General features: G+C 41.9%; 7 protein-coding genes. 4 read left to right on the top strand and 3 right to left on the bottom strand.

What is annotated here, in order from left to right:
* Window positions 1-126 precede the first annotated feature (126 nt).
* Complete coding sequence (locus EI161_RS11785; RefSeq protein ID WP_192522414.1) at window positions 127-639, bottom strand: hypothetical protein; 513 nt, start codon at window positions 637-639, stop codon at window positions 127-129.
* A 329-nt stretch (window positions 640-968) separates the two neighbouring features.
* Here EI161_RS11785 and hrpA point away from each other — a divergent pair, with 329 nt between their 5' ends.
* The 3 genes from hrpA to EI161_RS11770 all read left to right on the top strand — a co-directional run bounded on the left by hrpA (window position 969) and on the right by EI161_RS11770 (window position 6,675).
* A complete protein-coding gene (gene hrpA, locus EI161_RS11780) occupies window positions 969-5,156 on the top strand; it encodes an ATP-dependent RNA helicase HrpA (protein ID WP_192522452.1) in 4,188 nt (1,395 codons plus the stop codon).
* A gap of 683 nt (window positions 5,157-5,839) precedes the next feature.
* Window positions 5,840-6,151 (top strand): hypothetical protein, encoded by a 312-nt coding sequence (locus tag EI161_RS11775; RefSeq protein ID WP_192522415.1) that lies wholly within the window; start codon window positions 5,840-5,842, stop codon window positions 6,149-6,151.
* A gap of 20 nt (window positions 6,152-6,171) precedes the next feature.
* The gene (locus tag EI161_RS11770) at window positions 6,172-6,675 is read left to right on the top strand and encodes a GlcG/HbpS family heme-binding protein (RefSeq protein WP_192529634.1); all 504 of its coding nucleotides are present in this window, start codon (window positions 6,172-6,174) and stop codon (window positions 6,673-6,675) included.
* Between the two features lie 71 nt (window positions 6,676-6,746).
* Here the strand turns inward: EI161_RS11770 and aspA are convergent, their stop codons facing one another.
* Window positions 6,747-8,159, bottom strand: coding sequence for an aspartate ammonia-lyase (aspA, locus tag EI161_RS11765; protein ID WP_192522417.1), 1,413 nt, complete (start codon window positions 8,157-8,159; stop codon window positions 6,747-6,749).
* Window positions 8,160-8,311: 152 nt separating this feature from the next.
* Complete coding sequence (locus EI161_RS11760) at window positions 8,312-8,641, bottom strand: hypothetical protein (RefSeq protein WP_192522418.1); 330 nt, start codon at window positions 8,639-8,641, stop codon at window positions 8,312-8,314.
* A 241-nt stretch (window positions 8,642-8,882) separates the two neighbouring features.
* Here EI161_RS11760 and EI161_RS11755 point away from each other — a divergent pair, with 241 nt between their 5' ends.
* A complete protein-coding gene (locus tag EI161_RS11755) occupies window positions 8,883-9,485 on the top strand; it encodes a class I SAM-dependent methyltransferase (protein WP_192529633.1) in 603 nt (200 codons plus the stop codon).
* The last annotated feature ends 294 nt before the right edge of the window (window positions 9,486-9,779 follow it).

Here is a 9,779-nt window from a genome sequence, read left to right as displayed (position 1 = left end):
TTCTCTTTGTTGTGGTAAACAAGAGTGTAAGGCGTTGCTTATTTTTTTCAACTATTTCCCAATTCTATACAGCCCCTAGTCAACAGGTTGTATTCGTTCAAAGTGAGCACACATCCTAGTCTTTTCTTAATGGTCTGCGCAATATTGGCCATATTGCGATAGGCTATAATCGTTAATATTTTTACTATCGCACCAGACCTGTCTTAATGCTGGCAATTGCATTATGTCTATCTGTCTATGAAAACCTTGCGCGTTAAGCTGTCTATAATTATGGCCTCGCTCTAGTATACCGTTTGAGTATAAAGAAAAACTAGCAACCATGGTTTCAGTGTGGCTGTATAGCTTGACAGAGACAGCATTTATACTTTCTTTACCGCCTATATTCTCACGCCATTTTCCATAACTTTGGCTATTGATATCATTGGTGATGGCTTCGACGGTTTTAGGATGATGCTTTATAGTATAAACCTTAGTATCGTTGGAATAAGGGTATTTGATTTCAACTTTAATGATGTGTTGATAAATTGCTCTTTGGGTTAGTACTACTTGGTTTGATAAAGAGTATACAACGCATACTAAAACAATAAATCCAATAACAATGGGTATCGACTTTATAGCCAACCTATTTAATTTAGACATATAAAACCTTCTTTATGATATAAGTCTTATTGAATTGATGGTTTCTTCAATAGAGTATGATTTAAGCATATCGATCAAAGTCAGTAATAGTGTATCAGATGATTTTATATATCGGACGCTAACGTCGGTATTAGAAACACCACAACCAACTTGAATCACTGCCAAATTACCCCCATAATCTAGTCACTTCCAAATAATAAATAGCCTAAGTAAATATGCCCAATACTTCTAAGAATGCCTCAGAAATGCCTACTGAAAACAAAACTAATGAACTAAGCTCCGATGAAATAAGTAAAGTAGCAACCCCAAATAACGATGACTCAAATATCATGGCAAACAATGATAAAGCGCAAGCGCAAACGCAAACTAAGGTCGCTACTGATTTACCCGTTCTTGCCAAAGATAGTTATTATTTAAGCCGTCTGGAGCGTGAATTGGCTCGTGCTGCTGTGGCAAAAAATAAAAAACCGAATGCTAAGACTGATAACGGCGATAATAATAAAGCAGACGATGTGCTGACTAAAAAACGGGCGCAATATGACAAAATAAAAACCCGTTCACAGCAAGCGGTACAGGCACGTATAGATAGTATTCCGAATGATTTACCAGCCAAATTAAACCTTGATTTGCCGGTTAGTCAACGTGCTGAGGATTTAATCCAAGCGATTACCGACAACCAAATCATTATCGTAGCGGGTGAGACAGGCTCTGGTAAAACCACGCAGTTGCCAAAGCTTGCGATGCTGGCAGGTCGCGGTATTACTGGGCAAATAGGGCATACGCAGCCGCGAAGACTGGCGGCAAGAAGTGTATCGAATCGAATTGCGGAAGAGTTGGGTGAGCAGTTAGGCAATACCGTTAGTTTCAAGATTCGCTTTAATGAGCAGGGCACAGCGCAGTCTGTCGTTAAGTTGATGACCGATGGTATTTTACTGGCTGAATTGGGTCATGACAGGTTTCTCAGTAAATACGACACTATTATCATCGATGAAGCGCATGAGCGTAGTTTAAACATCGACTTTATTATGGGTTATCTCAAGAAGCTCCTGCCCAAGCGTCCTGATTTAAAAGTGATTATTACCTCGGCAACGCTTGATACCAAGCGTTTTAGCGAATACTTTAGTCGTTATGATAATAAGCTAAAACGGCAAGTTCCTGCACCTATCTTTAATGTCGAAGGGCGCAGCTTTCCTGTAGAAGTGCGTTATCGTCCGTTGACTGATGAGCCGGTGACCAGCTCTGATGATGATAGCTATGATGACTTTGAAGATAATTTACCGCGTGCGGTGGTTGCTGCGGTAGATGAGTGTTTTAGTGATGCGCAAAACAAAGGTCATGCCGACCAAGCCGATATCTTGATATTTGCTGCCACTGAAGCGGAGATTCGTGAGACGCAAGAAATACTTGTGCGTCACGGGCCCAAGCATACCGAAGTATTGCCATTATTTGCACGTCAAACTTATGAAGAACAGCAGCGTATTTTTCAACCCTCGGGTCGAGGTCGGCGTATCGTTATCGCCACCAACGTAGCTGAGACTGCGCTGACCGTACCTGGTATTCGCTATGTGATTGATTTGGGTTTTGCGCGGATTTCGCGTTATTCTTATCGTTCACGTGTCCAGCGTTTACCAATTGAAGCCATCTCACAAGCCGCCGCCAATCAGCGTAAGGGTCGTTGTGGTCGCGTGGCGCCCGGTGTTTGTATTCGACTCTATAGTGAGGAAGACTTTAGCGGTCGTCCAGAATTCACCGAGCCGGAAATTCTGCGTACTAATTTAGCGTCAGTCATTTTGCAGATGGCAAACCTGCGCTTAGGCAGTGTCGATGATTTTGCGTTTATCGAGCCACCTGATAGCCGCTTGGTCACGGATGGTCATAAATTACTTGATGAGCTAGGCGCGATTACGTCCAAAAACGCAACCACGTCTACCAAGTCAAAACCTGCAAAAGGTTTGGATCATCTACGACTGACAGCAACCGGTCAAAAGATGGCGCGTATGCCAATCGACCCAAGGCTAGCGCGCATGCTGGTCGCTGGTTCTGATTTCGACTGTATTCGCGAAATGCTAATCGTTGTTGCCGCGCTTGCGGTACAAGACCCGCGCGAACGTCCCGCTAATAAGCGCCAGCAAGCTGACCAAAAGCATGCTGAATTTCGCCAAGATGATTCTGACTTTTTATTCTATTTAAGTCTGTGGAAGGCGCTGTTTGAAAAAGATGAAAACGGCAATAAGCTGTCGGGCAATCAGCGTAGACAGTTTGCTAAGAAAAACTACCTCAGTTTTCCGCGCGTGCGTGAGTGGCATCAAACGCATCGTCAGCTGGTACAAATGGTCACTGAGCTTAATCTAACGGATGCTAGTGATTCAAAAAGTGCTGCTAAAAATAGCTCAACAAAAAATACCACCAGCGACCCGACAGCGATTGAAGATGAAGCGCTTAAAGCGGTTAAATACGCCAATTTACACCGTGCCTTGCTAACCGGTTTATTGTCTATTATTGCCCATAAAACCGAAAATCGCGGTGAGTACTTAGCGGCTCGTCAGCAAAAAACCAAGATATTCCCAGCCAGCACCGTATTTAAGCAGATACCGCCGTGGGTGATGGCATTTGAGATGGTCGAAACATCACAAGTCTTTATGCGTACCGTTGCCAAGATTGAACCTGAATGGATTATTTCTGCCGCGGGTAACTTATTAAAATATCACTATTTTGAACCACATTGGTCGAAAAAGACGGGGCGGGTTAAAGCCTACGCCCAAATCAGCTTATTTGGTCTGATTATTATCAGTAAGCAGTTGGCCAACTATGAGCAAGTTAACTTAATAGAGTCACGAGAAATCTTTATTCGTGATGGTCTAGTGACCGGTAATCTGGGTCGCCAAGCGCCTTTTTTACAGCATAATATGGATAAGGTTGCCGACATTGAACGTATTGAAGATAAGTTACGTCGGCGTGATTTATTGGTCGATGAAGAATCACTGTATCAGTTTTATGATAAAAAAATCCCTGAGCATATTGCCAGCCGTAAAACGTTTGAAGATTGGCGTGCCGAGGTTGAAAAAACCGATACTAAGTATTTATTCTTTACCGATGAAGACGTCCTCAACAGCCAAGCACCCACTACAGGCGACTTTCCAGAAGTTTGGAGACTGGGTGACTTAAAGCTACCGTTACGCTATGTTTTTGACCCTGCCAGCGATGATGATGGGGTCACTATTCGTGTACCGCTTGTTGCTTTGCCGCAGCTTGATGCAATTGAGCTATTATGGGGTGTACCTGGCTGGCGTTTTGAGCTAGTATTACAGTTACTAAAATCTTTACCAAAAGACATTCGCCGTCAGATTGTACCGATTCCTGACACTGCCGATAGCTTGTTTGATGAATTGCAGCCCGCTGGTGAACAAGGATTACTAAAACAGCTTTGCCAAGCACTTAATCGCCGTGGCATCATGTCAGTGACACCTGATAATTTTAACCCGTCTACTATCGATCGCTATCTACAGCCACAAATCTGCGTGGTCGATGATAAAAACCGTATCATCGAAAAAGGACGCGACCTACAAACGCTACAAATTCGCCATGCCTCTGAAACTCGCCAAGCCGTGAATGAACAACAAGGCGCTCATACAGAATTCCCTGAGCATTTTGCTTTTAGTAAGAACCATCATAGTGCAGGCGTAGTAATGAAGCAGTTTGCCGCTTTGGTCGCTGATGAGGCAGGCGAGGCAGTATCTATCCATCAATACACTGATGTCAATGCTGCATTGCAGGCGCACCGTAATGGGGTGCTGACTTTAATGAAAGGTAAGCTTGGCGCGAAGAAAAAGCAGCTAACCAGTCAGGTGGATAAAATATTTAAATTGGCGTTTGCCCCGCTTGGCGATATGGAAAAGCTCAAAACCATCATTATAGATGCAACGTTAGATGCAGCACTAGAAGAACACTATGTGTTATTCGACCATACTACAGACTTACCTGAAAGCGCCGATAACATTGCGATTGGACTCAGTGAAGAGCTGCCATTTACTCCTGAAGAATACAATCAAACGCTTGATGTGGTATTAACTAACTTCTTGTTAATCGGTCAAACAGTCATAAAAACGCTCAAAAACGTTTATACTCGTTGGCAACGTATCCGCCAGAGTTTGCTGATGCTCGATCGTGAGATATTCGGCGAGTCTATTGAAGATATCGAAGATCAATTAGAAGATTTACATTTGGCTGATTTTGTCTACCGTATGGATTACAGTCATTGGCAACAGTATCCGCGCTACCTAGAGGCGTTGGAAGTTCGTATAGAACGCCTCGAGCACAATATCGAAGCTGATCTTGATGGCGTCTATGCCCTTGACTTACATATGGAGCGCCTAGCTGGACGCGCCAATGATAAAGCCATTAGCGACTATCGCTGGATGGTAGAAGAATATCGCATTCAACTGTTCGCCCAACCGATGAAAACCCGTATGGCCGTATCACCCAAACGTCTTAGTAAAATGTGGGATAAGACGACTTGATGAGGCGTGGTGTTCTAATCATCGTCTGTACATAGAGTTGATTCACTTTAAAACCGACACAGTAAGTGCTATTGGCTATAAATTTATCTCTTTTTTCAGTTCTTATCGCCGTTTTGCTTTTAATAGCTTAATTCTTGATTACCCTGTCTTTAGTTGTTCAGCTTTTAGTTATCACGATTAAAAGCTGACATTTGATTAAGCAGCTCATCTAGTTATTTTATACACTATCATGATATTGGCTGGTAGCTTATACCTAGCAGCCTTTCCTAAAATGATAAATATTGAAGAAGTCGCTAGGCATTGGCTTTTCTTCAATGCTTTTATCAACCATGGACATCTCTTTATTTATCAAAAAGTGCCGTAAAGCCACGTCCTTCTATGGGGTGGATGTAAGGCATAAATAATACTAAATTCTGCGCTTATTGTGTTACCTATGTTATGTACGGGTATGTTTCCTCTATTGCTGCCTTGGATTGGTCGACGACTCAGCGAGAGCGCATGGATATCTAGTAGATTATTTGCCATTGCCTCAGCAAGCTTGTGGCGTCTATGGCTAGATACCAGTTGGGCTTTGATTGCCAGCGCGCTAATAGGCGGTACTATCATCGAATCGCTTAGATCGCCGCCCGTGGTTATTTTTTGCTATAGGCATTCAGGTTATCGGTTTTATAGGGTTAATGCTGATGCCAGCATCACTACTTATTCTTTGGGTCGCTATGATTGGTTGTGGACTTGGTGCTTGTTTTTCACTGACATTGACCGTGGCGCTTGATCACTTATCAGATCCTAAGTTGGCTGGCGCATTGACAGCATTTGTACAAGGTATTGGCTTTATTATTACCGCAATTATTCCGTACTTTGCCGGATTTTTGCGTCAGTGGTCGGGTAGTTTTCAGTCAGTTTGGCTGATGTTACTTATCACACTGGTGAGCATGCTGATCGTCACTATGAGATTTGCTCCTCAAAATTATGCAAAGGTAATGAATTATTCATAAAACTAAATCAAGGATTGAAAATGGAAAATATAGCTATGGATGGCATATGCAATCACAAAGTTCATGAAAATTATGTAGAAAAAGTCTCGTTACTAACGGGTGAGATGGCACAGAAGATAGCAAATGCTGCTTTTTTGGCCGCACAAAATTATCGGTTAATGGTGTCGATTACGGTTGTTGATCGCTCAGGACAGACGCTGTCTTTTTTAAGGGACCATCGAGCAGGGGTACATACTATCCGCTCTAGTTATAAAAAAGCTTACACTGCTAACTCACAAAAAAGAGAAACAGCAGTGATTGGTAAAGGGGTTAAAGACGGCACGATTCCTGAAGATATAAGATACTTAGATGAAAACATACTAATAATGGATGGTGGTATACCTATTTCTATAGATGGTGTTGTGGTTGGCGGTATTGGTGTAGGCGGCGCTCATGGTAGTGAGGATGTTCAAATTGCTAAAGCAGGATTGAAGGCTTTAGAGACGACGGGTTGGACTCAGCTTAAAAAAACCGAACTGTCATAATGGTTTTTACTGCACAAAAAAGGCTGGATTAGCAATCGCTAATCCAGCCTTTTTATTGAGTTGCAGACAAATTACAGTAAGGCTTTAACCTTTGGATAAACCATATTAGCAGGAGAGAGGATATCATCCAACGTCGCTTTGTCCATCAGCTTTTCTTCTAAAACGATGTCATAAACACTGCCGCCGGTTTCTTGTGCTTTTCTAGCAACATAAGAAGAAGAGTCATAACCCAGATGTGGGTTAAGGGCAGTCACAAGACCGATATTGTTGAATACTTCGACGTTACAAGCCTCGTTATTCATGATGAGGCCATCGATACAGCGTGTGGCAAATATCTCGCAAATATTAGCCAGCATACTCATACCAGTAAATAAGTTAAAGGCAATCACTGGCTCAAAAACGTTGAGTTGTAGCTGACCATTTTCAGACGCCATGACGATGGTATTATCGATACCCATGACTTGAAAACAGGCTTGATTCACCACTTCTGGGATGACTGGATTTACTTTGCCAGGCATAATTGAGCTGCCAGGCTGCATTTCAGGCAAACGATATTGCGCCAAACCAGCACGAGGACCAGAAGACTGTAAACGTAAATCATGCGCAATTTTAGATAAGCGCGCAGCGAGTAGGCGTAAGTTACCAGACAAAGCCACATAAGCGCTGGTGTCTTGGGTGGCTTCAATCAAGTCTTCAGCGATATAGTAAGGTCTACCAGTCAGCTCAGATAAGGTCTTGGCAACCTCTTCTGAATAGCCAGCTGGCGCATTCAGACCTGTGCCAATCGCTGTACCACCCATATTGATTTCATGAAATAGCGCACGAGTCGCTTCGATTCGCTCCATTTCTTTTTTTATCATCGTTGCAAAAGCATTAAACTCTTGACCCGCTGTCATAGGCACGGCATCTTGCAAATGGGTGCGGCCCATTTTTAGCTTGTCAGCCAGCTCAACACTTTTATTTTTAAAGCTATTGTACAAAACATCCATTTTGGCAAGCAAGCGAACGCAATAATCATCTAAGGCGACATTCATCGCAGTGGGGTAAGCGTCGTTGGTGGACTGTGAAAGGTTAACATCGTTATTTGGGTGTACGTACTGATATTCACCTTTTTTGTGACCTAAAATTTCTAATGCACGATTGGCGATCACTTCGTTGGCGTTCATGTTAGTTGAAGTACCAGCGCCGCCCTGAAACATATCAACAATAAACTCATCATGGTATTTATTAGCGATCAAATCATCGCAAGCAGCCACAATAGCGTCTTTGGTTGTTTCGTTTAACACGCCTACTTTATTATTGGCAATGGCAGCTGCTTTTTTGACGGTCGCAAGTGCGCGAATAAAAGTAGAAAATTGATGTAAGCGTACACCACTGACGGTGAAGTTTTCAAAAGCACGTAAGGTTTGGATACCATAGTAAGCATCGGCGGGTACGTCACGATAGCCGAGTAAATCATGTTCTTGGCGCGTAGTAGTGGTCATTCAATAAACTTCCTTTAGTAAAAACTTTAATCATTGTAGATAGCATTATAGCGTAAGTGTTTTATATTAGGATTAATAATGAAAATTTATTATATGACGCATAATTAAGTCAGACGAGCCTGATACCGTATCGGACAGACTGTCGTTAATATTTAGTGACGGATGTTTTCTGTCATTACTCCCATGTTATAAAGTATGAAGGCAATCACTGTCAGTGCGACAATGAATGGTGTGAGCATCCAAATGATAATGTTAATTATTAACGATGGCACCAATCCGTTAAATAAAAGAAGGTTTGGGGCAAAAAAATCGGTCATCACATCGATTGAACGCTTAGCAATAGGAAACAATAAAGTACTTAGCCCCAACATATAAACGTACTTACCAAAGCTAGGGTCACTCATTAGTATTGTAAAGTAAAACGCTGAGAAGAAAGCCATGCCTAACGCCCAGCATTTAAGAGTGTAGCTTAAATGAATCATATTACTTCCTCCCAAGGCATTATTGTGGTGGCAGCCAAAACACGCCTCTAATACTTTCATTATAGTGAATATACTATATATGTTATATTATGAATATATAGACTAAGTCAACTGTTTTCTATAATTATCTTCATTTTACTAATCACTCACTGGGTGTTAGCTTTATACATAAGCATTTATCAGCTAATAATAAATAGCCTAAGTAGTAATAAATAATTAAGAACTAAAAAAGGAAAATAAAATGTGGAACGAACGCTATAACGAAGCGGAGTACATCTTTGGCACAGAACCCAATGATTTTCTAAAAGAAAATTTTCAGAAAATAGCAGCAGGTGGCAAGGTTTTATGTTTGGCTGAAGGCGAAGGCAGGAATGCGGTGTTTTTAGCGGAGCAAGGCTATCAAGTCACCGCCATGGATATGTCTGAAGTGGGCTTAAATAAAGCGTTAAAGCTGGCGCAAGATAGAGGCGTGCAGGTTACCACGCAGGTTGCCGACTTAGCCGACTATGATTTTGGAGAAGAGCAGTGGGATAGTATCGTCTCTATTTGGGCGCATTTACCCGACGCTGTCCGTCGACACGTTCATGCCCAAATTGTACCGGCATTAAAACCAAATGGGGTATTTATCCTTGAAGCTTACACCGAACAGCAATTAACTATGGATGCTGTCGGTGGACCACCAGAGACGCAAAGAGAGCGTTTTGGTTCGTTAACAGTTTTACGTAGTGAACTGGCAGCGTTAGAAGAAATAACCGGTACTGAAAAACAGCGTATGATTTCAGAAGGTAAGCGCCATCAAGGCTTGAGTGCGGTGGTTCAGTTTATTGCTAAGAAAGACAGCTAGGATCTGATAAAAAGTATTTAAAAGAAATGTTTTGAAACTTTGTCGACTTAATGTGAAGAGAAAAGGGTTTGCGTTAATCAGGTGTTCTGTTTTGTTGAGTTAAATTGCTCTGTTTTGATTCAATATTTATTTTTGCTATGGTAGTTGGAAATAAGTCTATGGGCGTATGAAAGGCTTGTTTTTTTAGTTATGAAAAATAATTAACAATACTAAATTCTCAATATTATAAAAACGATAATTAGGGCGTGTTGAACATTCATAATTTCAGCCAGATATAAGCGCAAGCGAGAGCGA

It is taken from the genome of Psychrobacter sp. FME5, assembly GCF_014861375.1.
GTDB lineage: Bacteria > Pseudomonadota > Gammaproteobacteria > Pseudomonadales > Moraxellaceae > Psychrobacter.
This window is presented reverse-complemented; position numbering and strand designations above follow the sequence as displayed.